The sequence below is a fragment of the Pseudomonas taetrolens genome (assembly GCF_900475285.1).
In the GTDB taxonomy this organism is placed as follows: domain Bacteria; phylum Pseudomonadota; class Gammaproteobacteria; order Pseudomonadales; family Pseudomonadaceae; genus Aquipseudomonas; species Aquipseudomonas taetrolens.
Genome location: NZ_LS483370.1, coordinates 3,891,665 through 3,917,223, shown reverse-complemented (window position 1 = coordinate 3,917,223; position 25,559 = coordinate 3,891,665). Strand labels below are relative to the sequence as shown.

Sequence of the window (25,559 nt, the reverse complement as noted above, 5' to 3'; positions counted from 1 at the left end):
ATGAAAGCGTCACTGCTTAATAAGCTGGACATCCTCCAGGACCGTTTTGAAGAACTGACCGCGCTGCTTGGCGATGGCGAAGTTATTTCAGATCAAACCAAATTCCGCGCCTATTCCAAGGAGTACGCGGAAGTTGAGCCTATTGTTGCCGGTTATGGCGCCTGGCTTAAAGTGCAGGCTGATCTTGAAGGTGCTCAGGCGCTGCTCAAGGATAACGACCCTGACATGCGCGAGATGGCCGTTGAGGAAGTCCGCGAAGCCAAAGAGCGGCTGATTGATCTGGAAAAAGACCTGCAGCGCATGCTCTTGCCCAAGGATCCGAATGATGGGCGCAACGTCTTCCTTGAAATTCGCGCCGGCACCGGCGGTGATGAAGCCGCCATTTTTGCTGGCGATTTGTTTCGCATGTATTCGCGCTACGCTGAACGTCGTGGCTGGAAGCTGGAGATTCTTTCGGAAAACGGCGGGGAGCATGGTGGCTATAAAGAAGTCATTGCTCGCGTCGAAGGCGAGAACGTCTACGGCAAGCTGAAGTTTGAGTCTGGTGTTCACCGTGTACAGCGTGTGCCGGCGACTGAGTCACAAGGCCGGATTCACACCTCTGCCTGCACCGTGGCCGTATTGCCTGAACCGGATGAGCAAGAGGCGATCGAGATCAACCCGGCTGATTTGCGGGTCGATACCTACCGTTCTTCGGGGGCCGGGGGGCAGCACGTCAACAAGACCGACTCGGCGATCCGTATTACTCACTTGCCTTCGGGCATCGTGGTCGAGTGTCAGGAAGAGCGTTCCCAGCACAAGAACCGGGCGCGGGCGATGTCCTGGCTTTCAGCTAAATTGAATGACCAGCAAACCAGTGCCGCAGCCAATGCGATCGCCAGTGAACGCAAGTCGCTGGTGGGCTCCGGGGACCGCTCCGAACGCATCCGGACCTACAATTTTGCGCAAGGGCGAGTTACCGACCATCGAATCAACCTGACGATCTATTCTCTGGATGACGTGCTTGCCGGCGGTGTCGAGTCCGTTATCGAGCCGTTGCTGGCGGAGTTTCAGGCTGATCAACTGACAGCCCTGGGTGAGTAAATGACTATTATTGCCAGTTTGTTACGTGCCGCCGACCTGCCTGATTCACCGACAGCCCGCCTGGATGCGGAGCTGCTACTGGCAGCTGCCTTGGGCAAGTCGCGCAGTTATTTGCACACATGGCCTGAAAAAATTGTCAGCAGCGAAGCGGCGCTGACTTTTGCGCAGTACCTGCAGCGGCGTCGTGCCGGAGAGCCGGTGGCCTACATCTTGGGACAACAAGGGTTCTGGAATCTGGACCTGGAAGTGGCGCCCCATACGTTGATTCCGCGTCCTGATACCGAGTTGCTGGTCGAAACTGCGCTGGCCCTGCTACCTGCCACACCTGCCGCCGTGCTGGACCTGGGCACTGGCAGCGGGGCGATCGCTTTGGCGCTGGCCAGTGAACGGCCGTCCTGGAAGGTAACGGCTGTCGACCGTGTGCTTGAAGCCGTAGCCCTGGCAGAACGCAATCGCCAGCGTTTGCAGCTCGAGAATGTCACCGTGCTGACCAGTCACTGGTTCAGTGCGTTGGCCGATCACCGTTATGATCTGATCATCAGCAATCCGCCCTACATTGCCGCCGGAGATGTTCATCTGGCTGAAGGCGATGTGCGTTTTGAGCCCGAAAGCGCGCTGGTTGCAGGTGTCGATGGCCTCGACGACATTCGCCACATCATCGCCGCCGCCCCGCAGCATCTCAATGCTGGGGGTTGGCTGATGCTTGAGCATGGCTACGATCAAGCGGCAGAGGTGCGTGCGCTGTTGCTCGGCGCAGGCTTCGACACAGTTGAGAGCCGCAAGGATCTGGGCGCCCACGAGCGCATCACATTGGGCCGCCTGCCATGCTGACCGACGAGGAACTGTTGCGCTACAGCCGACAAATTCTGTTGCAGCAGGTTGATGTCGACGGTCAGTTGAAGTTGAAAAACAGCCGTGTGCTGATTGTCGGTTTGGGTGGGCTGGGCTCGCCAGTGGCGTTATACCTCGCGGCTGCCGGTGTCGGTGAGCTGCATGTGGCGGATTTCGACACGGTCGACCTGACCAACCTGCAACGTCAAATTGTTCACGACACGGGCAGTGTGGGGGAGAGCAAGGTTGATTCAGCCTTGCGCCGTCTGGGGGCCATTAACCCCGAAATCAAACTGGTCGCCCATCGCTCGGCACTGGATACCGATTCGTTGGCCGATGCGGTAGCGGCGGTCGATCTGGTGCTCGATTGCTGTGACAACTTTGGCACTCGCGAAGCGGTGAACAAGGCGTGTGTCGCGGCTCGCAAACCGCTGGTCAGCGGCGCAGCCATCCGTCTGGAAGGGCAGTTGTCGGTATTCGACTCGCGCCAGCCGACAAGCCCTTGCTACCACTGCTTGTACGGGCGCGGTAGCGACGAAGACCTGACCTGCAGCGAAGCCGGTGTGCTTGGCCCCTTGGTAGGGTTGGTCGGCAGCTTGCAAGCGCTCGAAGCCCTCAAGATCCTGGCCGGCTTTGGTGAACCGCTGGTCGGTCGACTTTTGTTGGTGGATGCGATGACCACACGTTTTCGCGAGTTGCGGGTCAAGCGCGACCCTGCATGCCGGGTGTGCGGTTCTGGTCATGAGTGAAGCGCCGATTGGTGTATTTGACTCGGGCGTCGGCGGACTGTCGGTGCTCAAGGAGATTCGCCAGTTATTGCCTGCTGAATCCCTGTTGTATGTGGCGGACTGCGGGCATATTCCCTACGGTGAAAAAAGCCCTGAGTTTATTCGTCAGCGTTGTGCGGTCATTGCCGAGTTTCTCCGGTCCCGGGGCGCTAAAGCCCTGGTGCTGGCCTGTAATACCGCGACCGTAGCCGGTGTTGCGGACCTGCGTCAGCATTACCCGGATTGGCCGATTGTCGGGATGGAACCCGCAGTTAAACCGGCAGCTGCGGCGACACGCAGTGGCGTGGTCGGTGTGCTGGCAACCACCGGCACCTTGCAGAGCGCCAAGTTTGCAGCCTTGCTCGATCGATTTGCCAGTGATGTACGGGTTATCACTCAACCATGTCCGGGCCTGGTGGAGCTGATTGAAACCGGTGACTTGCACAGTGAAGCCTTGCGAGCGCTCTTGCGCAGCTACATCGAACCTCTCCTGGCGGCTGGCTGCGACACCATCATTCTTGGCTGCACCCATTACCCCTTTCTCAAGCCTCTGCTCAGCCAGATGCTCCCGCCTGCGATCAGCCTGATCGATACCGGGGCTGCGGTGGCCCGTCAGCTTCAGCGTTTGCTGAGCGAGCGTGGTTTGCTGGCAGATGGGCCGGCCCGCGAGACGCAATTCTGGACCAGTGCTGCCCCTGAAAGGCTGTGTAAAATCCTACCTGTTCTGTGGAATAAATCTGGCAGTGTGCAAAGCTTCAATAGGTAACGGTGTAGGATCTTTACCAGGATTGAACTTTACGTCTGTGTTCAGATTCATAACGCTTGCCTGTTGAGGCAGACAACAAACGACCTATGCATACGAAAACAGGATGTTCTTATGAAGCATTTTTTAGGCTTGACTGTGCTTGCAGCGGCTGTTCTGGGGTACAGCTTCACGGCACAAGCGGCTGGTATTGAGTTTGGCGTCGGGCACACCAGCGAATCGAGCATGACCTACCGTCTCGGTTTGAAATCCAACTGGGATAAAAGCTGGCTACAAAGTGATGTAGGCCGCCTGACTGGATATTGGGACGGGGCTTACACCTATTGGGATGGCGACACGGCGTCGAGCAGCAATAGCCTTTCGTTTTCCCCGGTTTTTGTTTACGAGTTTGCCGGAGAAAAGGTTAAGCCCTATGTGGAAGCCGGGATCGGTGTAGCGTTGTTCTCCAGCACCACAGTCGAAGACAGCAAGCTGGGGACGGCTTTCCAGTTTGAAGACCGGATCGGTCTGGGGCTGCGCTTCGCAGGTGGGCATGAAATCGGTATTCGTGCGACTCACTACTCCAACGCGGGCATTTCCGGCACCAACGACGGGATCGAAAGCTACGCCCTGCATTACACCATGCCGTTGTAATCAGCAGGCTTCAGGCCTGTAGCCGTGGTCGCAATAGCGGCCGCGGCAATCAACGATAGGCGGTTGTTATGCCTTTGCGTTCATTGAGGCATTCGACGTCGCCCATTTCGAATTCGCGGCAAATCAGGGGGCGATTTTCATAGATGGTGCACATCATGGTGTTGCGATCCAGTGCCGCACACCAGCCATCATCCAGCCGTAGCATGACCTCGCCGCCCCAGTCGTCGTTGTCGATAAAGCGCTCGGGCACACCGGTGTCGGTGATCAGCATCACTTCCAATTGGCAGCAGCAGGCGGCACATGTCGAACAGGTGACGGCGGGCTCGGTAATTTCAGTCAGGGGGATGTTGGTCATAGGCGCGCAGTGTAAGGCAGAGCCGGTCTCAGGTGTGAATGCGCTGATGAACGCCAGGCGTAGTAGCCGCTGCCACAGCAGTGCCCAACATGCACACCGCAATGACAAGATGCACCTCTGCTCGCGTTCGGTTTATCCGCAGTAGATGGGCCAATAACGCAGCGCTGGCTAACAGTAGCCATAGGCTATTGCCGCCCAGCACACAGGCAAGCCAGCCGAGCTGGCCAGGTTTTTAAGCATTAAAACGACCCAGCAACGGCTGTGGCATTGCCGCCGGTTTCGAGCATTTTTCGCACGCTGGGCAGCGCGCCGCTGGGGAATATGTAGCGCTGGATAAAATCCTCGCTGCTTCTGGCTCGCTCGTAACGTTGGCCACGAATGATGATGGCTTGCAGCAGCATCAATCCCTGCGGCTTGAGCAGGTGCCGGCATTCAGAATCACCGTGTCCTGCGCGCCCCAGTTTTGTGCGATGCGCATGCCAATTCCGCTGCTGGCACCTGTCAGCCAGATTCTGCGTGAATCAGCCATGGCCGACCTCTAACATTTGACGTGAAGGCAGGTGTTTGAACGCACTCAGGGCGCGGTCCCGGCTTTGGCTCAGGTTGACCATCGGGGCCGGGTAATCCACCCCGCCAAACAGGCCGCCAACCAGGGCCGGGTTGTGGACTTCTTTTTTATTCAAGTCCGACAGCTCGGGCAGCCAGTGTTTGATAAATAGCCCTTCAGGGTCGAAGCGTGTGGACTGAGTTAACGGATTGAAAATCCTGAAGTACGGCACTGAGTCGGTGCCAGTGGATGAGCTCCACTGCCAGCCGCCGTTGTTGGCAGCCAGGTCGCCGTCGATCAAGTGCTGCATAAAAAAGCGCTCACCTTCGCGCCAGTCGATCAGCAGGTTTTTGGTGAGAAACATGGCCACGACCATGCGTAGTCGGTTGTGCATCCAGCCGGTGGCCAAGAGCTGGCGTATGGCTGCGTCGATAATCGGGAATCCGGTGCGACCTTGTTTCCACGCGGCCAACTCGTTGGGTGCATCGCGCCACGGCAAATATTCGGTTTCAGGGCGAAACGCGCGATGGCGTGACACCCGTGGGTAACCCACCAAAATATGTTTGTAGAACTCGCGCCATAACAGTTCTGATATCCAGGTGAAAACACCCGGGCTGCCGCTTTCAAATTCGCCGTTATTACTGCGCAGTGCAGCATGCAGGCATTGGCGCGGTGAAATGACTCCGGCTGCCAGGTAGGTAGAGAGTTGGCTGGTGCCGGGCTTGGCGGGTAAGTCCCGTTCGTCCTGGTAATAATGAATTTGCTCGTCGGTAAATGTTGCCAGACGGCGTTGGGCTTCATCCTCTCCCGCAGGCCAGAGCGCCTGCAATGTGTCGCTCGGTGTAGCAAAGCCTTCAACTGATTCTGGAATGAAATCGTGCTCAATCGGCAAGGGCGTTTGCCCAGCAGGCGCGGTCACTAACGCTGGCATCGCCATGTGCAAGCGGTTGTAGCAAATCCTGCGGAATTGGCTGAATACCTGAAAGTACGAACCCGATTGCGTCAGGATGCTGCCCGGTTGAAACAGCAGTTGATCCAGATAGCGGTGAAACTCAATTCCTTGAGCTTCAAGTGTCTGGGCCACAGCGTCATCGCGACGGGTTTCGTTGATGCCGTATTCCTGGTTGGCGTGTACCGCATGAATGTCGAACTGCTGGCACAGCTCACTGAGCACAGAGGGTGCCTGTTCCCAGGTCGGCGCGGTCCGAATCAGCAGCGGGATGTTGAGCTGTTTCAGGCTGTCGCTGAGGGTACGCAGGTTACGTAGCCAAAAGTCGACCTTGCAGGGGGCGTCGTCGTGGCTCAACCATTGTTGAGGGCTTATCAGGAACACGGCGATCACAGGCCCCCGCTCGGCGGCGGCACTCAAGGCAGTATTGTCGTGTTGGCGTAAATCGCTGCGCAGCCAGAGAAGTTGCATGGCCTATTCCTTGGAAACCTGTGAGTACTAGAGAAGTCCAAGCCGATTGAGGCGCTGATGGGCCTCAATCGGATCGTTGGCCAGGCACAACCCCGCGATTTTTATCGTGCTGACGGACAACACGTCGAAATGGATGCGGACCGCCGGCCCGGTGATCACGATGGGGCAATCAACCCCGCTTAACAGTTTTGGTAATTGCTGGGTGTTCAGCGCCTTGCTGGAATAGAGCACCACTGCGCGAGATTCCAGACGCTCGACAGCCCACCCCAATTCGCCGGCGGGCAACGGCGCGTCGAAAACCTCGACCGGGCAATGGCTGCTGCTGATCAACAAGGCGGTTAGCCACACTTGCGGTTCGAATGGCAGATCCGAGTGGTTGATCAGCAACACCGGCTCACCCTTAAGCGAGCGGTTGTTGTGATAAATGCGGGCCCCCAACTTGCTGCGCAACCAGGAGTTGAAAAACACCCGCTCCACTTGCGCGCCGAAGTGGCCTTGCCAGCGCTGCTCCAGTTCACTCAGCAGCGGGATCAACAATTGCTCGCACAACGGGCGGGCGGGGTAGAGCGACATGACCTGGTTGAAACTGTCGTCCAGTTTGCGTTCGGCCAGTTCACTGATTGCCTGGTTCATCGCCTGGCGCCATACCTGCCAGTCGCTGTCGAGCGTTTCGTCTTTCGGAAGAGGCGTATCTAACAGGGGCTTGATTTGGCTAACGGACACCCCTCGGTTCATCCACAGCAGAATTTGTTGAATACGTTGAATATGTTCAAACGAAAAAAGCCGGTGACCTTTGCTCGTGCGATGCGGCACGATCAAGCCGTAACGGCGCTCCCAGGCGCGTAAGGTCACGGAGTTAACCCCGGTGATACGGGCCACTTCGCGGATCGGCAGCCAGCCTTCAACTAATACATGGCTGTAGTCGCTGTCCGGGCTGTTGGACATGATCAGGTCATCGTTCATGGTCAGATCGCATTTCGCAGGCTGAGGTTTTCGGGGTGCGGTTGCAGGTAAACCTGTCGCGAGATGTAGGCATCCGGGTGCAGGCGGAAGTGATGCTTAAGCAACGTCAGCGGCACTACCAACGGCACGATGCCGTGCAGGTACTGATTGATCAGTCGCTGCATTTCCTGTTTGTCTTCAGGGCTGATGGATTGTTTGAGGTGCCCGCTCAGGTGCTGAAGCACGTTGGTGTGAGTACGCCGGGTGGCGCATTTCTTCAGTGCGGCCATCAATTCGCTGAAGTACTGCGGTGCGATGGTCAGAGGGTCCTGTTTACCGAGACTGCCCAATAGGGTACCGAGCGTACGGTACTGCTCGGGGTGGTTGGCCATCAGTTGATATTTATAGCGAGCGTGAAATTCGGTCAGTGAACGTCGGGTAATGCCCTGTTGGAGTAGCGCCTGCCAGGCGCTGTAGGCATAAACGCGGGTCATGAAGTTTTCGCGTAAAACCGGATCGTTCAGACGGCCGTCTTCTTCCACGGGCAAATCGGGGTGAGCGTCGCAGAAGGCTTGCGCGAAAATCCCCCGCCCGCTCAATTCGGCAGGGCGCCCGCCGTCTTGATACACCTTGACCCGTGCCAGGCCGCAAGAGGGAGATTTCTGCATGAAGATGTAGCCAGAAATATCCATATGGGCGGCCGCCATTTCCACGCCGTAATCGTGCAAGGGCTGAGTCACGTTCAGCGTGCTGTCGACACTGCCTACCGCTTGAGGCGCCGCAGGGGCGCCAATCAGGCGAATGGGCTGGCGGGGAATACCAAGGCCGATGGCGACTTCTGGGCATAGCGGCACAAAATCGAAATGTTCACTGAGGGCTTCGCTGCACAGGCGTGATTCCTTGTGCCCGCCGTTGAAGCGAACTTCAGCGCCCAGCAAACAAGCGCTGATGGCAATTTTCGGTTTTGGCTGGGCAGGTGCGGTGCAGGCCATAAGACAAACCTCCAAGAATTACTTGTACATCTTTTTTGTGATGTACAGTCTTGGTTCATCATAGGCTTTGAGTTGTACAAGTCAAATATCTTGTACAGGTATTTGGAGGAGGGTTATTTCCAGCCCATTATCCAGATCGTCGGCTCTTGAAGCTTCTGCCAGGGCAAGCGCTGGCTTCCCTGGGTGAGCACCGCTTGTAATTCGATGTCGAGAACCGTACCGGCGTCATCGCAGAACAGCTCAGTGACCAGAAAGTGTTTTTCACGGTGCTCGGGCTGAGCTGCTGTCCATTTCGACAGCAGCAGTTTGCGTGGATTGATGCGGTTCATTCCTGATGCTCAATGAGTCGCCGTGCGGCCTCGTAGCCGCTGAGCCAGGCACCTTCGACACGTCCCGACAGGCACCAGTCGCCACATGCATACAAGCCCAGGTCGGCATCGGCCAGCACCCCCCACTCATGGGCGGCAGCCGGCCGGGCGTAGAGCCAGCGATGTGCGAGGCTAAACACGGGCGCGGGGGTGGGGAAGTGCATCAGTTCGGCAAACGCACCATGCAGTTGCTCAATCACGGCTTCCTTGCTCAGGTCCAGGTTCTGCTTGCTCCAGGCACTGGTAGCATGCAAAACCCACGTGTCGGGCTGGTTATCCCGTCCAGGCTTGCTGCAGTTGCGGGCCAGCCAGTCCAGTGGGCTGCCCTGTACAAAGCAGCCTTCCATAGGGGTATCGAGCGCTGACTCAAAGGCCAGGGCTACCGCCCAGGTTGGCTCCATGGTCACGCCCGCTGCCGTACTTGCCAGTTTAGGGGCGCTGGCGAGCAGCGCGGTGGCCTGAGGGGCCGGGGTGGCGATGATGACGTGGCTGAAAGGGCCGTGTTCGCCGCCTTCGGCATCCAGCAAGTACCAATGCTGTTCACCGTGTATCAGGTCAGTAATCCTGCAGGAAAAGCTTACCGTCAGATGGCCTAGCAGGCCGCGAGTGATCGTACTCATGCCCGGGCTGCCGACCCAGCGGGTTTGTTCGTCAGGCGAGGGTGTCAGTTGCCCGTCCTTGTAGTTGTACAGGTGGGGTTCCCATTCGACGACCCAGCCATTGCGTTGCCATTGTTGAACTTCATCCACAAAGCGCCGGTCACGCGCGGTGAAGTACTGGGCCCCCAGGTCCAGTATTCCAGCATCGCTGCGTTTGCTCGACATGCGTCCGCCGCTGCCACGGCTTTTGTCGAATATATGTACGGCATGCCCCGCCTTGTGCAACGCATTTGCGGCTGACAGCCCGGCGATGCCGGACCCGATAATCGCGATAGGTAAAGTCATAATGGCCTCAATCCCTGTTTGCACAGCCTGCGCCGTCGGCAAAACCTGTACAATTTAATTTATTAGTATAAGTTTTAATGCGCCTTGTGAATCAGCCTGACCTATTCTTTAAGAGACACGACGGGTCGCTGAACGATGGCTTTCTCTAAAAATAGACCAGTGCTTCTGATAAAACTCCCTACGAGGATCGACTCATGCACATATTGCTGACCGGCGGTACGGGCCTGATAGGCCGCCAACTTTGTCATCACTGGCTGGCTCAAGGCCATCGTCTCAGCGTGTGGAGCCGACGCCCTGCCCAAGTGAGCGAATTATGCGGCGTGGGTGTAAGAGGTATAGCCACTCTTGAAGAGCTTGGGCAGGAACCGCTTGATGCAGTGGTCAACCTGGCCGGTGCGCCGATTGCTAACCGGCCCTGGACGCGCAAACGCAAGGCGTTGCTGTGGAGCAGTCGGATTACGCTCACGGAAACCCTGGTGGCCTGGCTCGACAGTCGTGAGCAAAAACCGTCAGTGTTGATTTCCGGTTCAGCAGTGGGCTGGTATGGCGATGGAGGGGAGCGCGAGTTGACTGAAGAGTCACCTCCGGTCAGCGAGGACTTCGCCAGCCATTTGTGTATTGCCTGGGAAGAAACCGCACAGCGTGCAGAAGCGTTAGGCATTCGAGTGGTCTTGGTGCGCACCGGGCTGGTGCTGGCGGCTGAGGGGGGCTTTTTGTCGCGCCTGCTGCTGCCTTTCAAGATGGCGCTGGGCGGGCCTATCGGCAATGGCCGGCAATGGATGTCGTGGGTTCACATCAAGGATCAAATCGCCCTGATTGATTTTCTTCTGCATGAGAATGCTGCCAGTGGTCCTTATAATGCTTGTTCGCCGCACCCGGTACGTAATGCAGAATTTGCCAAAACCCTGGGGAGCGTGTTGCATCGGCCGGCATTTATCCCGATGCCGGCCTTCGCCTTGCGTGTAGGTCTGGGCGAGTTGTCACTGTTGCTGCTGGGTGGTCAGCGGGCGACGCCAGCAAAATTGCTGGAAGCCGGTTTCACTTTTCAGTTCACCGATTTGCGTGCGGCGCTCAATGATGTAGCCGCTCGCCTCTGAAATAGGATGTTGCATGACCGACCACGCGCTGTTGCTGGTTAACCTGGGTTCGCCGGCGTCAACTTCGGTAGCGGATGTACGCAGCTACCTGAATCAGTTTTTGATGGATCCGTATGTCATCGACCTGCCGTGGCCAGTACGACGCTTGTTGGTGTCGTTGATTTTGATCAAGCGTCCTGAACAGTCGGCTCACGCGTACGCCTCGATCTGGTGGGATGAAGGCTCGCCGCTGGTGGTACTCAGCCGCCGCCTGCAGCAAGCCATGACCCGGGAGTGGACCAAGGGGCCGGTGGAACTGGCGATGCGCTATGGCGAGCCGTCGATCGAAACCGTGCTGGTGCGCCTGGCGGCTCAGGGGATTGAAAAAGTGACGCTGGCGCCGCTTTATCCGCAATTTGCCGACAGTACTGTGACCACGGTGATTGAAGAGGCCAAGCGGGTGGTCAAAGCCCACAAACTGTCGATTCAGTTCTCGATTGTGCAGCCGTTCTACGATCAGCCTGAATACATTGATGCGCTGGTGGCGAGCGCTCAGCCCCATCTTGAGCAAGATTATGATCACTTGCTGCTGAGTTTTCATGGCCTGCCCGAGCGGCATTTACACAAGCTGGACCCGACAGGTAATCATTGCTTCAAAAACGCTGATTGCTGCCAGAAGGCTTCGCCGGCGGTACTGGCTACCTGTTATCGGGCGCAATGTCTGCGCACTGCCCAGGCATTTGCCGAGCGCATGAGGTTGCCTGACGGTAAGTGGTCGGTGGCGTTTCAGTCTCGATTGGGACGGGCCAAGTGGATTGAACCCTACACCGAAGCGCGCCTTGATGAGCTGGCAAAACAAGGCGTGAAAAAGATCATGGTGATGTGCCCGGCCTTTGTCGCCGATTGCATCGAAACCCTGGAGGAGATTGGTGATCGCGGACGCGAACAGTTCCGTAAGGCGGGGGGAGAGGAGTTGGTGTTGGTGCCGTGTCTCAACGACCACCCGCAATGGGCTGCAGCGTTGAACACGTTGTGTGAGCGGGCGCCTTTGGCGCTGTAAAGACGAACAACAGTAGTTGCTGTCGCAGGCTGCGATCGACTCCGAAGGAGTCGCAGGATTTTTCGATCACTGAAGGCCTTCGGCCCTATCGCAGCCTGCGAAAGCGGCTACACAAGAGGCGGCAGGCCGGTTTAGATAACCGGCGTGTCGCCTTTCTTTTTCTTCCAGCTGTCATTGCCCGGCAAGATCAGGTTCAGCGCGATAGCCACGATGGCGCACAGTGCGATGCCTTTGAGACCGAAGTCTTCCGGGCCCATACCGGTACCGATCAGCACACCGCCAATCCCGAAGACCAGCGTTACTGAAACGATCACCAGGTTGCGTGCTTCGCTCAGGTCGATTTGATGACGGATCAGGGTATTCATCCCCACCGCCGCAATCGAACCGAACAGCAGGCACAGGATCCCGCCCATTACCGGCACCGGAATACTCTGCAACAGCGCACCGAACTTACCGACAAAGGCCAGGCTGATGGCGAATATCGCTGCCCAGGTCATGATTTTCGGGTTGTAGTTCTTGGTCAACATCACCGCGCCGGTCACTTCGGCATAGGTGGTGTTGGGCGGTCCGCCGAGCAGGCCGGCTGCGGTGGTTGCGATCCCGTCACCGAACAGGGTGCGATGCAGGCCTGGTTTTTTCAGGTAATCACGACCGGTCACGCTGCCCACGGCAATCACGCCACCGATATGTTCAATGGCCGGAGCCAGGGCTACGGGGACGATAAACAGAATCGCCTGCCAGTTGAACTCGGGTGCAGTGAAGTGCGGGAGGGCAAACCAGGGTGCCGCGGCGATCTTGGCCGTGTCGACCACGCCGAAGTAGAACGCCATGCCAAAGCCCACCAACACACCGGCAATGATTGGCACCAGGCGGAAAATACCTTTGCCGAACACGGCCACGATCAGGGTGGTCAGCAGAGCTGGCATCGAGATCATCATGGCGGTCTGGTAGTGGATCAGTTCGCTGCCATCCTCGGCTCGTCCCATGGCCATGTGCGCTGCAATGGGAGCCATCGCCAGGCCGATTGAAATAATCACCGGCCCAATCACCACAGGGGGTAACAAGCGATCGATAAACCCTGTGCCTTTAAGCTTCACGGCAAAGCCGAGGAAGGTATACACGAAGCCGGCAGCCATCACGCCGCCCATGGTCGCAGCCAGGCCGAATTGGCCCTTGGCGAGAATGATCGGCGTGATAAAGGCAAAACTCGAAGCCAGAAAGACCGGCACCTGGCGCCGGGTTACGATCTGGAACAACAGAGTCCCGAGACCCGCTGTGAACAGCGCAACGTTGGGATCGAGGCCAGTAATCAAAGGCATCAAAACCAACGCGCCGAAGGCCACGAATAGCATCTGCGCGCCAGAGATGATCTGGCGCCAGAGCGGGTCGTTGAACTCGTCCTGCATGTTATGCGTCCTTTTGTTTGGTGCCGAAGATCTTGTCGCCGGCATCGCCCAGGCCCGGAATGATGTAGCCGTGTTCGTCCAGGCGTTCATCGATGGAAGCGGTATAGATGGTCACATCCGGGTGCGCGGCTTCAACCGCGGCAATCCCTTCAGGAGCGGCAACCAGCACCATGGCGCGAATTTCTTTGCAGCCGGCTTTTTTCAGCAGGTCAATGGTTGCAACCATGGAGGAACCGGTCGCCAGCATCGGGTCGATGATCATCGCCAGACGCTCGTCGATTTCCGGAACCAGTTTTTCCAGGTAGGTGTGCGCCTGCAGTGTTTCTTCGTTGCGGGCAACGCCCACCGCGCTGACTTTGGCGCCGGGGATCAAGCTCAGAACACCTTCAAGCATGCCGATACCGGCGCGCAGGATAGGGACAACGGTAATTTTTTTACCGGCGATTTTTTCAACCTTTACAGTGCCGCTCCAGCCTTCAATTTCGTAGGTTTCGAGGGTCAGGTCTTTAGTGGCTTCGTAGGTCAGCAGCGCGCCGACTTCTTGAGCGAGCTCACGGAAGTTCTTCGTGCTAATGTCGGCACGGCGCATCAGGCCGAGTTTATGGCGGATCAGCGGATGGCGGATCTCAAGAGTGGGCATAGGGAAAGACTCCGGGGGCATGCAAAAAAAACGGCCTAGATTAATCTAATCCGGGGGGATGTCCTACAGGCATTACTGCACGTTAGTCCATAAATGCTTGATCTGAGCCATGCGGGTGCGTACCTTTGCCCGCTTTTCTTGAGCAACCCCCCCTGGAGAGCGTCATGTCTGCTGATCTCGAGCATATCCGTCAAATCATGCGAGAGGCTGACTGCCTGTACACCGAAGCTGAAGTCGAGGCGGCCATTGCCCGCGTAGGCGCGCAAATCACGGCGGAAATGGCCGAGACCAATCCAGTGGTATTTTGTGTGATGAATGGCGGCCTGATTTTTTCCGGCAAGCTACTCACGCATCTGAAATTTCCGCTAGAAGCCTCATACTTGCACGCCACGCGCTATCGTAATGAAACCACCGGTGGCGACTTGTTCTGGAAGGCCAAGCCCGAAGTCTCGTTTATTGATCGTCACGTACTGATCATTGATGACATCCTCGATGAAGGTCATACCCTTAGCGCGATCGTTGAGTTCTGCAAGCACGCCGGTGCCCGTCAGGTACACACTGCGGTGTTGATCGACAAGGATCACGACCGCAAGGCGCGTCCTGGTCTGAAAGCCGACTATGCCGGCCTGCCATGTATTGACCGCTACATCTTCGGTTATGGCATGGACTACAAGGGCTACTGGCGCAATGCTGCAGGTATTTATGCCGTCAAAGGCATGTAAACAATGAGTCGAAGCCTTCTTTAAAGAGGGCTTCAGTTCGGCCTCCGGTTTCAGAGCAGCCGTCTGACGACCCACTTCGAGTGAGCTGACATGCTGGCTATTTTCCTTCAGACGCTCACGATCACTGCCCCCGTATTTGCCATGCTGTTTCTGGGTGTGCTGCTGAAACGCGTGGGCTGGATCAATGACAGCTTTATCCATACGGCTTCGTCCCTGGTGTTCAACGTCACCATGCCGGCGCTGCTGTTTCTGGGTATTTACCACGCCGATCTCAGGGCGGCTCTGCAACCCGACGTGCTGGGTTATTTCACCCTCGCGACGCTGCTGAGCTTTGTACTGGCCTGGGGTTGGGCGATGTGGCGCTGCCCGCGGGAAGACCGCGGTATCTATGTCCAGGGCGCCTTTCGCGGCAACAATGGGGTCATCGGCCTGGCCCTGGCGGCCAGCATGTATGGCGACTACGGGATTTCGCTGGGGGCGGTGCTCGCGGGCCTCGTGATCTTGCTCTACAACACCTTGTCGACCATTGTGCTCGCGGTTTACAGCCCGGTGATCAAGTCTGACCCGTGGAGCATCTGCAAAAGCGTCTTTAAAAACCCGTTGATCATCAGTGTGCTGGTAGCTGCGCCCTGTGCGGCATTCAAGATCGGTCTGCCCGCGTGGTTACTGGCTTCCGGCCAATACCTGGCGGCGATGACCTTGCCGCTGGCGCTGATTTGCATAGGCGGTACGTTGTCACTGGTCGCTTTGCGCAAAAGCGGCAAGATGGCCGTGAGTGCCAGTCTGGTGAAAATGGTCAGTCTGCCGCTGCTGATGACGCTCGGTGCTTGGCTGTACGGCTTTCGCGGAGCGGAGTTGGGGGTGCTGTTCCTGTACTTCGCCAGCCCCACGGCAGCTGCCAGTTTTGTGATGGCCAGAGCCGCCAACGGCAACCATGAGTTGGCCGCAGCGATCATCGTGATTACCACTTTGATGGCGGCGATTACCACCAATATCGGGATTTTTGTGCTGCAGTGGGGCGGCTGGATTTAGCGTTGCGTGCTGTCATGCCTGAGGCACGCAAAGGCATCAGTTACAGCTTCGATCAGTGGGCTCAGTGCTGTCGTCGCCATGCACGCAAGGTGCTGAACAGCAGGAAAGCCAGCAGCGCTGGCAGGATAAAAAACAGCATCCAGTGTTCGAGCTTGCCAGCCAAAGGCATGCCGGTTGTGAAGGACATCACGTGCAGTCCGTAGGCCAGGTACAGGCCCAAAAACATCAGGCCTTCGGCGCGGGTCACGCGATAGTCGCTGTAGAACACCGGCAGACACAGTACGGCTACGCCCAGCATCACCGGCAAGTCAAAGACCAGGGCATTGGGTGATACGGACAAGGGGGCTGGAGACACCAGGGCGGTCAGCCCGAGCACGCCCAGCAGGTTGAAGACGTTAGTGCCGATCACGTTGCCGACGGCAATTTCGCGCTGGCCGCGAAAGGCGGCGATCAGGGAGGTTGCCAGTGGCGGGAGCGAGGTGCTGACGGCAACGATGGTCAGGCCGATGATGCGCTCTGACAGCCCGAGGTCAGACGCTATGTCCAGAGCGGCATCCAGCAGCAGGTGCCCGGCAAGGCCCAGCATCACCAATGCGCAAAGCATCAGCAGGACGTTGCGCTGCCACGTGGCATGGCGCAGGTCGTGGTTGGCGTGATGATGCCCGCTGTGTCGTGACTGGCGCAGCAACAGGCCGAGGTAGACCAGCAGCCCGCCCAGCAAGACGAGGCCATCCAGGCGGTCGAGCTGCTTGTTCAGTGCCAGGGCAAAGACCAGTCCGCTGGCGATGATCATCAGGGGGATGTCCAGGCGCACCAGTTGGCGGGACACGCGCAGGGGAATGATCAGCGCCGAAAGCCCGAGTATGACCAGCACATTGAAGATATTGCTGCCGATGACACTGCCGACGGCAATGTCAGGGGTGTCATTGAGTGCTGCCTGCAGGCTGACCGTGACTTGTGGCGCGCTGCTGCCCAGGGCGACGATCGTCAAACCGATCAATAGCGGGCGAACATTCATCCTGGCGGCCATGTGCACGGCGCATCGCACCAGCAGTCCTGCGCCGGCAATCAGCAGCGCCAGGCCGCAAAGCAGTTGCAGCAGGTTCCAGGGTGATAGCGTGCTTAAGCCCAAGATGTCGGCAACTCCCTCGATTAGTCACTCAAGCCCTGAACCCGGACTTTGGCTGTACCACTGCGCAGCATACTCAACTGCTGGGCGGCCTTGCGCGAAACATCAATAATTCGGCCGCGGGTGTAGGGGCCGCGGTCATTAACGCGGACCACAACGGATTTTTTGTTGCTGAGATTGGTCACCAGTAGCCGGGTACCGAACGGCAGACGTGGGTGAGCAGCGGTGAGTGCATTCTGGTTGAAAGGTTCGCCGCTGGCAGTACGTTTGCCATGGTGACGAGCGCCGTAATAAGAGGCAGTGCCGGTTTTGTCATAGCCGCGAGGGTCTACGTCATGACTGGCACAGCCGGTGAGCAAGCTGAGCAGGGCGCACACGCCGAGTAGCCGCTTCATGGGGGAGTCCTTTAGTTGCGTGTAAGTTGAAACCCTGTAACCGCTGCCCCGGGCAGCGGCTACACGTGTTGCGTTTAGCCTTCGAGCTTGCTTTTCAGCAGCTCGTTGACTTGTTGCGGGTTCGCTTTGCCTTTGGATGCTTTCATCGCCTGGCCGACAAAGAAGCCGAACATCTTGCCGCGCTTGGCTTCGTCTGCTGCGCGGTATTGCTCGACTTGCTCAGCGTTGGCAGCCAGCACTTCATCCAGCACCTTTTCGATGGCGCCGCTGTCGGTCACTTGCTTGAGGCCGCGGGTTTCGATGACGGCGTCTGCGCTGCCTTCGCCATTGGCCATGGCTTCAAACACGACCTTGGCAATTTTGCCGGAGATGGTGTTGTCCTTGATGCGCAGCAGCATGCCGCCCAGCAGTTCGGCGCTGACCGGCGACTGGTCGATATCCAGGCCTTGTTTGTTGAGCAGGCTGCCCAGTTCAACCATGACCCAGTTGGCGGCCAGTTTGGCGTCGCCGCTGATGCTGACCACTTTTTCGAAATAATCCGCTTGCTCACGGCTCGAGGCCAGCACGCTGGCGTCATAGGCGGACAGGCCGAACTGCGACTGGAAGCGCTCGCGCTTTTGCGGTGGCAGTTCCGGCAGGGTGGCGCGCACGTCATTGATGAACGAGTCTTCGATCACCACTGGCAGCAGGTCCGGATCAGGGAAGTAGCGGTAGTCGTTCGCTTCTTCCTTGCTGCGCATGGCGCGTGTTTCGTCTTTGTTCGGGTCATACAGGCGGGTCTGCTGAATGACCTTGCCGCCGTCTTCGATCAGTTCGATCTGACGCTGTACTTCACTGTTGATCGCCTTCTCGATGAAGCGGAACGAGTTGACGTTCTTGATCTCGCAGCGGGTACCGAACTCGGCCTGGCCGACCGGGCGGATCGACACGTTGCAGTCGCAACGCAGCGAGCCTTCGGCCATGTTGCCGTCACAGATGCCCAGATAGCGCACCAGCGCGTGCATTGCCTTGACGTAGGCTACCGCCTCCTTGGCGCTGCGCATGTCGGGCTCGGACACGATTTCGAGCAGCGGAGTACCAGCACGGTTCAAGTCGATACCTGTGGCACCGCTGAAGTCTTCGTGCAGACTTTTGCCGGCGTCTTCTTCCAGGTGCGCACGGGTGATGCCGACACGTTTGACGGTGCCGTCTTCAAGCGTGATGTCCAGGTGGCCCTTGCCGACGATCGGCAGTTCCATCTGGCTGATCTGGTAGCCCTTAGGCAGGTCCGGGTAGAAGTAGTTCTTGCGGGCGAACACGTTGTGCTGGACGATTTCAGCGTCAACGGCCAGACCGAACATGACGGCCATGCGCACGGCTTCTTCATTGAGCACCGGCAGAACGCCAGGCATGCCCAGGTCAACCAGGCTGGCCTGGGTGTTCGGTTCAGAGCCGAATGTGGTGGCGCTGCCCGAGAAAATCTTTGATTGGGTGGCGAGCTGGGAGTGAATTTCCAGCCCGATCACAACTTCCCATTGCATGTGTTTCTCCTCAGAAGCCGGCAGGTGAGCGCAAATGCCAGTCGGTATTGAGCTGGTATTGATGCGCGACGTTGAGCAAGCGACCTTCCTGGAAGTACGGCGCAAGCAACTGCACGCCCACCGGCAAGCCATCGACAAAACCGGCAGGCATCGACAGGCCTGGCAGGCCCGCGAGGTTGGCGGTAATGGTGTACACGTCTTCCAGATACGCAGAAACCGGGTCGCTGTTTTTAGCGCCGAGTTTCCAAGCCGGGTTAGGCGTGGTTGGGCCGAGGATGATGTCGACTTCATTAAAGGCAGTCATGAAGTCGTTTTTGATCAGGCGACGGATTTTTTGCGCCTGCAGGTAGTAAGCATCGTAGTAGCCTGCCGAGAGGGCATAGGCACCGACCAGGATCCGGCGCTGTACTTCCGGGCCAAAGCCTTCGGCGCGCGAGCGCTTGTACAGGTCGGTGAGGTCTTTCGGGTCATCGCAGCGATGACCGAAGCGTACACCGTCAAAACGCGACAGGTTGGAAGAGGCCTCGGCTGGTGCGATCACGTAGTACGCGGGAATCGCGTGCTGCATATTCGGCAGACTGATGGGCTTGATCACGGCACCGAGCTTTTCGAGCTCTTTGATGCTGTTGTGAATCAGCTCGGCGATACGCGGGTCGAGACCTTCGCTGAAGTACTCCTTTGGCACGCCAATGCGCAGGCCTTGCAGCGAACCATTGAGGTTGGCGCTGTAGTCCGGCACGGGTTCGTCAATGCTGGTGGAGTCTTGAGGATCGAAGCCGGCCATGCCTTGCAGCAGGATGGCGCAGTCTTCGGCGGTGCGTGCCAACGGGCCGCCCTGATCGAGACTGGAGGCGTAGGCAATCATGCCCCAGCGCGAAACACGACCGTACGTCGGCTTGAGACCGGTAAGGTTGGTCAGCGCGGCCGGTTGGCGGATCGAGCCGCCAGTATCGGTGCCGGTTGCCGCAGGCAGCAGGCGGGCAGCAACGGCTGCAGCCGAACCGCCGGATGAACCGCCCGGTACGTGCTCTAGGTTCCACGGGTTTTTGACCGCACCGTAGTAACTCGACTCGTTGGCCGAGCCCATGGCGAACTCGTCCATGTTGGTCTTGCCCAGGCTTACCGCGCCTGCAGCCGCCAGTTTGGAGACCACGGTGGCGTCGTATGGGGCCTTGAAGTTGTCGAGCATCTTCGAGCCGCAGCTGGTGCGCACGCCCAGCGTGCAGAACAGGTCCTTGTGACCGATCGGCGCGCCCAGCAGGGCGCCGCTTTCACCATTGGCGCGACGTGCGTCGGCGGCCTTGGCCTGCTCGAGGGCGAGGTCTTCGGTAAGGGTGATGAAGCTGTTGATCTGAGGATCAAGCCGGGCGATACGCGCCAGCAAGGCCTTGGTCAGCTCTTCGGAGGAAAACTTTTTTTCGGCGAGTCCGCGAGCGATCTCGGCCAGAGTCAATTGATGCATGCAGGCTCTTTCCCTTTACTCGATGACTTTCGGAACCAGATAGAGGCCGTTCTCGACCGCTGGAGCGATGGACTGATAAGCCTCGCGATGATTGCTTTCAGTCACGACGTCTGCGCGCAGGCGCTGGCTGGCCTCCAGAGGGTGGGCCAGAGGTTCGATGCCGGAGGTGTCGACGGCCTGCATTTGGTCAATCAGCCCCAGAATGCTATTAAGGGCTTCGGTAGTGCGCGGAAGATCAGCATCATTGAGACCCAGGCGGGCTAAATGAGCGATTTTTTCCACGTCGGAGCGTTCAAGCGCCATGGGATTCTCCAGTGGAAAACAGGACGGATGCTATCCGTGTGTTAGATTGTCGGAACACTACCGCATTTCTACGGTCATATGGCCGCGATTGTGGGGGTTGGTGCTCTGAAAAGCTGCTAATTTAACATATTGGCGCCTTGCCCAAAATCCCTGTCGTTGTTAGAGTTTGCCGCACTTTTTTACCCACGCGTTGCCTAGGGTCCCTTTCCCATGTTCAAGAAACTGCGTGGCATGTTTTCCAGCGATCTTTCCATCGACCTGGGCACTGCCAACACCCTTATTTACGTGCGTGAGCGCGGTATTGTCCTGAATGAGCCTTCGGTTGTGGCTATTCGGACGCACGGTAACCAGAAAAGTGTCGTTGCCGTTGGCACCGAGGCAAAGCGCATGCTGGGCCGTACACCGGGCAACATTGCAGCCATTCGTCCGATGAAGGACGGTGTGATCGCCGACTTCAGCGTTTGCGAAAAAATGCTTCAGTACTTTATTAACAAAGTGCACGAAAACAGCTTTCTGCAGCCAAGCCCTCGGGTGCTGATATGCGTACCTTGCAAATCGACCCAGGTAGAGCGCCGCGCCATTCGTGAGTCGGCCCTCGGTGCTGGTGCCCGTGAAGTGTTCCTGATCGAAGAGCCGATGGCTGCAGCCATCGGTGCCGGCTTGCCGGTCGAGGAAGCACGGGGCTCGATGGTTGTCGATATCGGTGGCGGTACCACTGAAATCGCGCTGATCTCCCTGAATGGTGTGGTTTACGCCGAGTCCGTACGGGTTGGCGGCGACCGCTTCGACGAAGCGATCATCACCTATGTACGCCGCAACTACGGCAGCCTGATCGGTGAGTCGACGGCCGAGCGCATCAAGCAGGAAATCGGTACTGCTTACCCGGGCGGCGAAGTACGTGAAGTCGACGTCCGCGGCCGTAACCTTGCCGAAGGCGTTCCTCGAGCGTTCACCCTGAACTCCAATGAAGTGCTGGAAGCTCTGCAAGAGTCGCTGGCAACCATCGTTCAGGCAGTGAAAAGCGCACTGGAGCAGTCTCCGCCAGAGTTGGCGTCGGACATCGCCGAGCGTGGTCTGGTCCTGACCGGTGGTGGCGCCTTGCTGCGTGACCTCGACAAGCTGCTGGCCCAGGAAACCGGCTTGCCGGTGATCGTTGCCGAAGACCCGCTGACCTGCGTGGCGCGTGGCGGTGGTCGTGCGCTGGAAATGATGGATAAACATACGATGGACCTGCTTTCCAGCGAATAAGATCGCTTGGTGCACTTCCTATGGTTATCACCAAAAGGTAGCACTTTGCAGTGCTGCCTTTTGGCGTTTATCTTCTGTCAATCTTCATCCAGGCCGCCTGAAGCCGTATGAATAAATTGAACACTTGCCCTGGAGGAGCGGCCTATTAAACCGCTCTTCACCAAAGGCCCCTCATTGGGCGTGCGCTTGTTAGTGCTGGTCGTGCTGTCGGTTGCGCTGATGGTCGTCGATGCCCGTTTCACGTTGCTCAAGCCCGTGCGCAGCCAAATGTCACTGGTACTGATGCAGTCCTACTGGATCACCGATCTGCCGCAACGCTTGTGGCAAGGCGTGGCCAGTCAGTTCGGCAGCCGCACTGAATTGGTCGCTGAAAACGAAAAACTCCAGACGGAAAACCTTCTGCTTCAAGGTCGCCTGCAAAAACTGGCGGCGCTGACCGAGCAGAACGTTCGTCTGCGCGAGTTGCTGAACTCTTCTGCGCTGGTCAGCGAAAAAGTTGAAGTGGCCGAACTGATCGGCATGGACCCCAATCCCTTCACCCATCGCATCATCATCAACAAGGGTGAGCGTGACGGTGTCGTGCTCGGTCAACCGGTTCTCGATGCGCGCGGGTTGATGGGGCAGGTCGTCGAATTGATGCCTTACACCTCTCGTGTTCTGTTGCTCACCGATACCACTCACAGCATTCCGGTGCAGGTGAATCGCAATGGCTTGCGGGCCATCGCCAGTGGTACGGGCAATCCCGAGCGTCTGGAGTTGCGCCACGTGGCGGACACGGCGGACGTCAAAGAGGGCGACCTGCTGGTCAGTTCGGGCCTCGGTCAGCGTTTCCCGGCCGGTTATCCTGTGGCAACGGTCAAGGAAGTGATTCACGACTCGGGGCAGCCATTTGCAATAGTCCGTGCCGTCCCGACTGCGGCCTTGAATCGCAGCCGCTATTTACTGCTGGTATTCAGTGACAGCCGGACGCCGGAAGAGCGCGCCAATGATGCGGCCCAGGCGCAAGAAGCCGAGCAAGGCGCTGAAGTCGTTCCAGGCGCACCCGCGGCAGCAGCCGTGCAGCCAGCACCTGTCACTGCGCCACCAGCGCCTGCGCCGGTGTCCCCGCCAGCCTCGGCAGCGACGAACGCCACTCCCGTGAAAACACCTGCTCCAGTGCCAGCCCCTGCAACTGCCAATCCGCCAGCCGCTGTGCCGGCTACTATTCAGGAGAGGCAATAATGACGAGTACCCGTTCGCGTAACGGCTGGATCATCTGGCTGACCTTTGCTGTCGGCCTGTTGCTCAGTATTTCGCCGATGCCGCAGTTCATGGAGATCCTGCGCCCTCTCTGGCTGGCCCTGTTGCTGGCTTTTTGGGTGTTATACATGCCGCACAAGGTGGGCATGGTTACCGCGTTTTGCCTCGGGCTGGCCGAAGACGTTCTCTACGGCACGTTGCTGGGGCAGAATGCGCTCATCCTGACGCTCATCACGTTCCTGATCCTGTCATTGCAGCAGCGTATCCGGATGTTCCCCATGTGGCAGCAAAGTCTGGTCATTCTGGTTGTATTCGGGCTGGCTCAACTGGTTCAGTTATGGCTCAGTGCCTTGACCGGGAATCGGCAGCCAACCCTGGCGCTGGTATTGCCGGCGCTGGTCAGTGCCTTGCTTTGGCCTTGGGTCAGTTACGGGCTTCGCGGGTTGTGCCGACGCTTCAAAATCAATTAACGGGATCGCGAGCCATTTCCTGGTTTCCGCACTTCGACAGGGAGATGTCTTGATGACCTTGCTTTATCTGGCTTCCGGCTCACCGCGCCGACGCGAGTTACTCACTCAAATCGGCGTGCCGTTCAGCACGGTAAGTGCTGCCATTGATGAAACCCCTCTCCCCAATGAGTCTCCTGTGGCCTATGTCGAGCGTCTGGCGCGCGAAAAGGCCCGGGCTGGCCGTGAGCAATTGCTGATGTCGCCGCCCGTTAGTGCCTTCTGCGTGCTCGGGGCCGACACGGCCGTGGTGCTCAACGAGCGAATTCTCGGCAAACCGATTGATGAGGCCGATGCGTCGGCCATGCTCATGGCTTTGTCCGGGCGTGAGCATGAGGTTTTGACGGCGATCGCGATTCTTGACGAGGGCCGCTGCGAAACCCGCGTGGTACGCAGCTATGTCAGATTTCGAAACATCAGCAAACAAGAAGCCAGCCTGTACTGGGCCAGCGGTGAACCCCAGGATAAAGCTGGCGGCTATGCTGTCCAGGGGTTGGCGGCGGTGTTTGTATCAGGCCTCAATGGCAGTTATTCGGCCGTTGTAGGGTTGCCCGTGTGCGAAACCGCAGAACTCCTTGGGCGTTTCGGCATACCCTGTTGGCAAAACCTTACCGTGCGCTGAATACCGCACCTACGTGACGTGGCACTAATGTGATGACGCCTGAACGAGACCCAGCCATGAGTGAAGAGATCCTGATCAACATCACGCCGATGGAATCGCGCGTGGCGGTGGTAGAGAACGGTGTTCTGCAAGAGGTGCATGTCGAGCGTACCCAGCGCCGTGGCATTGTTGGCAATATTTACAAAGGCAAGATCGTCCGGGTTTTGCCCGGCATGCAGGCCGCATTTGTCGATATTGGCCTGGATCGCGCTGCCTTTATCCACGCATCCGAGATTTCCCTGCGTGAAGGTCAGGCTGTCGAAAGCATCAGCGCGCTGGTGCATGAAGGCCAGAGCCTTGTGGTGCAGGTCACCAAGGACCCGATCGCGTCCAAGGGCGCACGCCTGACCACCCAGCTGTCGATTCCTTCGCGTTATCTGGTGTACATGCCGCGTACCGCGCATGTGGGCATTTCGCTGAAAATCGAAGACGAGGCCGAGCGTGAGCGCCTGAAGCAGGTGGTCAGTGATTGCGTTGCCCAGGAAGGCATTAAAGAAGCCGGTGGTTTTATATTGCGGACGGCGGCCGAAGGAGCCGGGGCGGATGAAATCCTGATGGACATTCGTTACTTGCGTCGCTTGTGGGAGCAGATCGGTACACAGATCAAAACCGTTGGTGCGCCAAGTGTGATTTATGAAGACTTGGGGCTGGCTTTGCGCACATTGCGTGATCTGGTCGGCCCTAAAATCGAGAAAATCCGCATCGACTCGCGTGAAACATTCCAGAAGACCACTCAATTTGTGGCCGAACTGATGCCTGAAATCGCTGACCGTCTGGAACATTACCCGGGTGAGCGGCCCATTTTTGACCTGTACGGGGTCGAAGATGAAATCCAGAAAGCCCTGGATCGCAAGGTTCCGCTCAAGTCCGGTGGTTACCTGGTGGTCGATCCGGCAGAAGCCATGACCACGATCGATGTCAACACCGGCGCGTTCGTGGGTCATCGCAATCTTGAAGAGACCATTTTCAAGACCAACCTCGAGGCCGCCACCGCCATCGCCCGGCAACTGCGCCTGCGCAACCTGGGCGGGATCATCATTATCGACTTCATCGACATGGAAGATGAAGAGCATCAGCGCCAGGTCTTGCGCACCCTCGAAAAACAGCTCGAACGTGACCATGCCAAGACCAACATCATCGGGATTACCGAGTTGGGCCTGGTACAAATGACCCGCAAGCGTACCCGTGAGAGTCTGGAGCAAGTGCTGTGCGAACCCTGTGTGTGTTGTCAGGGACGGGGCAAGTTGAAAACCCCGGAAACCATCTGCTATGAAATATTCCGTGAAATCCTCCGCGAGGCCCGCGCTTATCAGGCGGTGGGTTACCGGGTTCTGGCCAACCAGAAAGTGGTCGACCGTTTGCTGGACGAAGAGTCGGGCAATGTCGCGGAGCTGGAAGGATTTATCGGGCGTACCATTCGGTTCCAGGTTGAAACCATGTATTCCCAGGAACAATACGACGTGGTGCTGCTCTGAAGTATCGAGCGTTCTGCAGTGTTGCACAGGAGCTGGATTT

The 25,559-nt window shown here is 58.0% G+C and carries 29 protein-coding genes and 1 pseudogene; 14 read left to right on the top strand and 16 right to left on the bottom strand.

Going from position 1 to position 25,559, the window contains the following annotated elements:
- The 5 genes from prfA (at position 1) to DQN55_RS18180 (ending at position 4,077) form a co-directional block, all read left to right on the top strand.
- Positions 1 to 1,083, top strand: coding sequence for a peptide chain release factor 1 (gene prfA, locus DQN55_RS18200; protein WP_048378528.1), 1,083 nt, complete (start codon positions 1 to 3; stop codon positions 1,081 to 1,083).
- Positions 1,084 to 1,914 carry a peptide chain release factor N(5)-glutamine methyltransferase gene (prmC, locus tag DQN55_RS18195; RefSeq protein WP_048378529.1) on the top strand — a complete coding sequence of 277 codons (831 nt, stop codon included), beginning with the start codon at positions 1,084 to 1,086 and terminating at the stop codon, positions 1,912 to 1,914.
- Positions 1,908 to 2,663 (top strand): molybdopterin-synthase adenylyltransferase MoeB, encoded by a 756-nt coding sequence (locus DQN55_RS18190; protein WP_048378530.1) that lies wholly within the window; start codon positions 1,908 to 1,910, stop codon positions 2,661 to 2,663. Before prmC ends, DQN55_RS18190 begins: the two co-directional genes overlap by 7 nt.
- Positions 2,656 to 3,447, top strand: a complete 792-nt coding sequence (gene murI, locus DQN55_RS18185) for a glutamate racemase (protein ID WP_048378531.1) — start codon at positions 2,656 to 2,658, stop codon at positions 3,445 to 3,447. The genes DQN55_RS18190 and murI overlap by 8 nt, the downstream gene beginning before the upstream one ends.
- Positions 3,448 to 3,558: 111 nt before the next feature.
- Positions 3,559 to 4,077: an acyloxyacyl hydrolase gene (locus tag DQN55_RS18180; RefSeq protein WP_048378532.1), complete on the top strand. Its 519-nt coding sequence runs from the start codon at positions 3,559 to 3,561 to the stop codon at positions 4,075 to 4,077.
- A gap of 49 nt (positions 4,078 to 4,126) precedes the next feature.
- Here the strand turns inward: DQN55_RS18180 and DQN55_RS18175 are convergent, their stop codons facing one another.
- From DQN55_RS18175 to DQN55_RS18140, 9 genes and pseudogenes are all read right to left on the bottom strand, one after another.
- Positions 4,127 to 4,432: a YkgJ family cysteine cluster protein gene (locus DQN55_RS18175; RefSeq protein ID WP_048378533.1), complete on the bottom strand. Its 306-nt coding sequence runs from the start codon at positions 4,430 to 4,432 to the stop codon at positions 4,127 to 4,129.
- A gap of 28 nt (positions 4,433 to 4,460) precedes the next feature.
- Complete coding sequence (locus DQN55_RS18170) at positions 4,461 to 4,634, bottom strand: hypothetical protein (RefSeq protein WP_082150723.1); 174 nt, start codon at positions 4,632 to 4,634, stop codon at positions 4,461 to 4,463.
- Between the two features lie 76 nt (positions 4,635 to 4,710).
- Positions 4,711 to 4,866: pseudogene (locus DQN55_RS18165) on the bottom strand (class I SAM-dependent methyltransferase); the annotation flags it as partial.
- Positions 4,833 to 4,961: a hypothetical protein gene (locus DQN55_RS22560; protein ID WP_268876090.1), complete on the bottom strand. Its 129-nt coding sequence runs from the start codon at positions 4,959 to 4,961 to the stop codon at positions 4,833 to 4,835. The pseudogene DQN55_RS18165 and the gene DQN55_RS22560, both read right to left, overlap by 34 nt.
- Positions 4,954 to 6,399, bottom strand: coding sequence for a deoxyribodipyrimidine photo-lyase (gene phrB / locus DQN55_RS18160; RefSeq protein WP_048378534.1), 1,446 nt, complete (start codon positions 6,397 to 6,399; stop codon positions 4,954 to 4,956). Before phrB ends, DQN55_RS22560 begins: the two co-directional genes overlap by 8 nt.
- A 27-nt stretch (positions 6,400 to 6,426) precedes the next feature.
- A complete protein-coding gene (locus DQN55_RS18155; RefSeq protein WP_048378535.1) occupies positions 6,427 to 7,362 on the bottom strand; it encodes a MerR family transcriptional regulator in 936 nt (311 codons plus the stop codon).
- A 2-nt stretch (positions 7,363 to 7,364) separates the two neighbouring features.
- Positions 7,365 to 8,333: a DUF523 and DUF1722 domain-containing protein gene (locus tag DQN55_RS18150; protein ID WP_048378536.1), complete on the bottom strand. Its 969-nt coding sequence runs from the start codon at positions 8,331 to 8,333 to the stop codon at positions 7,365 to 7,367.
- A 113-nt stretch (positions 8,334 to 8,446) separates the two neighbouring features.
- Positions 8,447 to 8,662 (bottom strand): TIGR02450 family Trp-rich protein, encoded by a 216-nt coding sequence (locus DQN55_RS18145; RefSeq protein ID WP_048378537.1) that lies wholly within the window; start codon positions 8,660 to 8,662, stop codon positions 8,447 to 8,449.
- Complete coding sequence (locus DQN55_RS18140) at positions 8,659 to 9,645, bottom strand: NAD(P)/FAD-dependent oxidoreductase (RefSeq protein WP_048378538.1); 987 nt, start codon at positions 9,643 to 9,645, stop codon at positions 8,659 to 8,661. Before DQN55_RS18140 ends, DQN55_RS18145 begins: the two co-directional genes overlap by 4 nt.
- A 194-nt stretch (positions 9,646 to 9,839) precedes the next feature.
- Here DQN55_RS18140 and DQN55_RS18135 point away from each other — a divergent pair, with 194 nt between their 5' ends.
- Both DQN55_RS18135 and hemH read left to right on the top strand, forming a co-directional pair.
- A complete protein-coding gene (locus DQN55_RS18135; protein WP_048378539.1) occupies positions 9,840 to 10,742 on the top strand; it encodes a TIGR01777 family oxidoreductase in 903 nt (300 codons plus the stop codon).
- A 13-nt stretch (positions 10,743 to 10,755) separates the two neighbouring features.
- Positions 10,756 to 11,781: a ferrochelatase gene (gene hemH / locus DQN55_RS18130; RefSeq protein ID WP_048378540.1), complete on the top strand. Its 1,026-nt coding sequence runs from the start codon at positions 10,756 to 10,758 to the stop codon at positions 11,779 to 11,781.
- Positions 11,782 to 11,912: 131 nt separating this feature from the next.
- Here the strand turns inward: hemH and DQN55_RS18125 are convergent, their stop codons facing one another.
- Both DQN55_RS18125 and upp read right to left on the bottom strand, forming a co-directional pair.
- Positions 11,913 to 13,187, bottom strand: coding sequence for a uracil-xanthine permease family protein (locus DQN55_RS18125; RefSeq protein WP_048378541.1), 1,275 nt, complete (start codon positions 13,185 to 13,187; stop codon positions 11,913 to 11,915).
- Position 13,188: 1 nt separating this feature from the next.
- Positions 13,189 to 13,827 (bottom strand): uracil phosphoribosyltransferase, encoded by a 639-nt coding sequence (gene upp / locus DQN55_RS18120; protein WP_048378542.1) that lies wholly within the window; start codon positions 13,825 to 13,827, stop codon positions 13,189 to 13,191.
- A 164-nt stretch (positions 13,828 to 13,991) separates the two neighbouring features.
- On the opposite strand from upp, the gene DQN55_RS18115 reads away from it, so the two are divergent.
- Entirely contained in the window at positions 13,992 to 14,549 is a 558-nt protein-coding gene (locus DQN55_RS18115; RefSeq protein ID WP_048378543.1) for a hypoxanthine-guanine phosphoribosyltransferase, read from the top strand.
- A gap of 90 nt (positions 14,550 to 14,639) precedes the next feature.
- Positions 14,640 to 15,581, top strand: a complete 942-nt coding sequence (locus DQN55_RS18110; protein ID WP_048378544.1) for an AEC family transporter — start codon at positions 14,640 to 14,642, stop codon at positions 15,579 to 15,581.
- A 61-nt stretch (positions 15,582 to 15,642) separates the two neighbouring features.
- On the opposite strand, the gene DQN55_RS18105 is transcribed toward DQN55_RS18110, so the two are convergent.
- The 5 genes from DQN55_RS18105 to gatC form a co-directional block, all read right to left on the bottom strand.
- Positions 15,643 to 16,683 carry a calcium/sodium antiporter gene (locus DQN55_RS18105; protein WP_048379542.1) on the bottom strand — a complete coding sequence of 347 codons (1,041 nt, stop codon included), beginning with the start codon at positions 16,681 to 16,683 and terminating at the stop codon, positions 15,643 to 15,645.
- A 50-nt stretch (positions 16,684 to 16,733) separates the two neighbouring features.
- Positions 16,734 to 17,105 carry a septal ring lytic transglycosylase RlpA family protein gene (locus DQN55_RS18100; protein ID WP_048378545.1) on the bottom strand — a complete coding sequence of 124 codons (372 nt, stop codon included), beginning with the start codon at positions 17,103 to 17,105 and terminating at the stop codon, positions 16,734 to 16,736.
- Positions 17,106 to 17,179: 74 nt separating this feature from the next.
- Positions 17,180 to 18,625: an Asp-tRNA(Asn)/Glu-tRNA(Gln) amidotransferase subunit GatB gene (gatB, locus tag DQN55_RS18095; protein WP_048378546.1), complete on the bottom strand. Its 1,446-nt coding sequence runs from the start codon at positions 18,623 to 18,625 to the stop codon at positions 17,180 to 17,182.
- Between the two features lie 10 nt (positions 18,626 to 18,635).
- A complete protein-coding gene (gatA, locus tag DQN55_RS18090; RefSeq protein WP_048378547.1) occupies positions 18,636 to 20,087 on the bottom strand; it encodes an Asp-tRNA(Asn)/Glu-tRNA(Gln) amidotransferase subunit GatA in 1,452 nt (483 codons plus the stop codon).
- Positions 20,088 to 20,102: 15 nt separating this feature from the next.
- Positions 20,103 to 20,390, bottom strand: a complete 288-nt coding sequence (gene gatC / locus DQN55_RS18085) for an Asp-tRNA(Asn)/Glu-tRNA(Gln) amidotransferase subunit GatC (RefSeq protein ID WP_048378548.1) — start codon at positions 20,388 to 20,390, stop codon at positions 20,103 to 20,105.
- A gap of 210 nt (positions 20,391 to 20,600) precedes the next feature.
- Here gatC and mreB point away from each other — a divergent pair, with 210 nt between their 5' ends.
- The 5 genes from mreB to rng all read left to right on the top strand — a co-directional run bounded on the left by mreB (position 20,601) and on the right by rng (position 25,519).
- Positions 20,601 to 21,638, top strand: coding sequence for a rod shape-determining protein MreB (gene mreB / locus DQN55_RS18080; protein WP_002555108.1), 1,038 nt, complete (start codon positions 20,601 to 20,603; stop codon positions 21,636 to 21,638).
- Between the two features lie 174 nt (positions 21,639 to 21,812).
- On the top strand, positions 21,813 to 22,859 hold the full coding sequence (gene mreC, locus DQN55_RS18075) for a rod shape-determining protein MreC (protein WP_048378549.1): 1,047 nt from the start codon (positions 21,813 to 21,815) through the stop codon (positions 22,857 to 22,859).
- The gene (gene mreD, locus DQN55_RS18070) at positions 22,859 to 23,347 is read left to right on the top strand and encodes a rod shape-determining protein MreD (protein ID WP_048378550.1); all 489 of its coding nucleotides are present in this window, start codon (positions 22,859 to 22,861) and stop codon (positions 23,345 to 23,347) included. The genes mreC and mreD overlap by 1 nt, the downstream gene beginning before the upstream one ends.
- Before the next feature lie 52 nt (positions 23,348 to 23,399).
- A complete protein-coding gene (locus DQN55_RS18065) occupies positions 23,400 to 24,005 on the top strand; it encodes a Maf family protein (RefSeq protein WP_048378551.1) in 606 nt (201 codons plus the stop codon).
- A gap of 56 nt (positions 24,006 to 24,061) precedes the next feature.
- Positions 24,062 to 25,519, top strand: a complete 1,458-nt coding sequence (gene rng, locus DQN55_RS18060) for a ribonuclease G (RefSeq protein WP_048378552.1) — start codon at positions 24,062 to 24,064, stop codon at positions 25,517 to 25,519.
- The last annotated feature ends 40 nt before the right edge of the window (positions 25,520 to 25,559 follow it).

Excerpts from the sequence above, each read along its gene's own strand:
- prfA (WP_048378528.1), top strand. The coding sequence starts at position 1 with ATGAAAGCGTCACTGCTTAATAAGCTGGACATCCTCCAGGACCGTTTT.
- prmC (WP_048378529.1), top strand. The coding sequence starts at position 1,084 with ATGACTATTATTGCCAGTTTGTTACGTGCCGCCGACCTGCCTGATTCA.
- DQN55_RS18190 (WP_048378530.1), top strand. The coding sequence starts at position 1,908 with ATGCTGACCGACGAGGAACTGTTGCGCTACAGCCGACAAATTCTGTTG.
- murI (WP_048378531.1), top strand. The coding sequence starts at position 2,656 with ATGAGTGAAGCGCCGATTGGTGTATTTGACTCGGGCGTCGGCGGACTG.
- DQN55_RS18180 (WP_048378532.1), top strand. The coding sequence starts at position 3,559 with ATGAAGCATTTTTTAGGCTTGACTGTGCTTGCAGCGGCTGTTCTGGGG.
- DQN55_RS18175 (WP_048378533.1), bottom strand. The coding sequence starts at position 4,432 with ATGACCAACATCCCCCTGACTGAAATTACCGAGCCCGCCGTCACCTGT.
- DQN55_RS22560 (WP_268876090.1), bottom strand. The coding sequence starts at position 4,961 with ATGGCTGATTCACGCAGAATCTGGCTGACAGGTGCCAGCAGCGGAATT.
- phrB (WP_048378534.1), bottom strand. The coding sequence starts at position 6,399 with ATGCAACTTCTCTGGCTGCGCAGCGATTTACGCCAACACGACAATACT.
- DQN55_RS18155 (WP_048378535.1), bottom strand. The coding sequence starts at position 7,362 with ATGAACGATGACCTGATCATGTCCAACAGCCCGGACAGCGACTACAGC.
- DQN55_RS18150 (WP_048378536.1), bottom strand. The coding sequence starts at position 8,333 with ATGGCCTGCACCGCACCTGCCCAGCCAAAACCGAAAATTGCCATCAGC.
- DQN55_RS18145 (WP_048378537.1), bottom strand. The coding sequence starts at position 8,662 with ATGAACCGCATCAATCCACGCAAACTGCTGCTGTCGAAATGGACAGCA.
- DQN55_RS18140 (WP_048378538.1), bottom strand. The coding sequence starts at position 9,645 with ATGACTTTACCTATCGCGATTATCGGGTCCGGCATCGCCGGGCTGTCA.
- DQN55_RS18135 (WP_048378539.1), top strand. The coding sequence starts at position 9,840 with ATGCACATATTGCTGACCGGCGGTACGGGCCTGATAGGCCGCCAACTT.
- hemH (WP_048378540.1), top strand. The coding sequence starts at position 10,756 with ATGACCGACCACGCGCTGTTGCTGGTTAACCTGGGTTCGCCGGCGTCA.
- DQN55_RS18125 (WP_048378541.1), bottom strand. The coding sequence starts at position 13,187 with ATGCAGGACGAGTTCAACGACCCGCTCTGGCGCCAGATCATCTCTGGC.
- upp (WP_048378542.1), bottom strand. The coding sequence starts at position 13,827 with ATGCCCACTCTTGAGATCCGCCATCCGCTGATCCGCCATAAACTCGGC.
- DQN55_RS18115 (WP_048378543.1), top strand. The coding sequence starts at position 13,992 with ATGTCTGCTGATCTCGAGCATATCCGTCAAATCATGCGAGAGGCTGAC.
- DQN55_RS18110 (WP_048378544.1), top strand. The coding sequence starts at position 14,640 with ATGCTGGCTATTTTCCTTCAGACGCTCACGATCACTGCCCCCGTATTT.
- DQN55_RS18100 (WP_048378545.1), bottom strand. The coding sequence starts at position 17,105 with ATGAAGCGGCTACTCGGCGTGTGCGCCCTGCTCAGCTTGCTCACCGGC.
- gatB (WP_048378546.1), bottom strand. The coding sequence starts at position 18,625 with ATGCAATGGGAAGTTGTGATCGGGCTGGAAATTCACTCCCAGCTCGCC.
- gatA (WP_048378547.1), bottom strand. The coding sequence starts at position 20,087 with ATGCATCAATTGACTCTGGCCGAGATCGCTCGCGGACTCGCCGAAAAA.
- gatC (WP_048378548.1), bottom strand. The coding sequence starts at position 20,390 with ATGGCGCTTGAACGCTCCGACGTGGAAAAAATCGCTCATTTAGCCCGC.
- mreB (WP_002555108.1), top strand. The coding sequence starts at position 20,601 with ATGTTCAAGAAACTGCGTGGCATGTTTTCCAGCGATCTTTCCATCGAC.
- mreD (WP_048378550.1), top strand. The coding sequence starts at position 22,859 with ATGACGAGTACCCGTTCGCGTAACGGCTGGATCATCTGGCTGACCTTT.
- DQN55_RS18065 (WP_048378551.1), top strand. The coding sequence starts at position 23,400 with ATGACCTTGCTTTATCTGGCTTCCGGCTCACCGCGCCGACGCGAGTTA.
- rng (WP_048378552.1), top strand. The coding sequence starts at position 24,062 with ATGAGTGAAGAGATCCTGATCAACATCACGCCGATGGAATCGCGCGTG.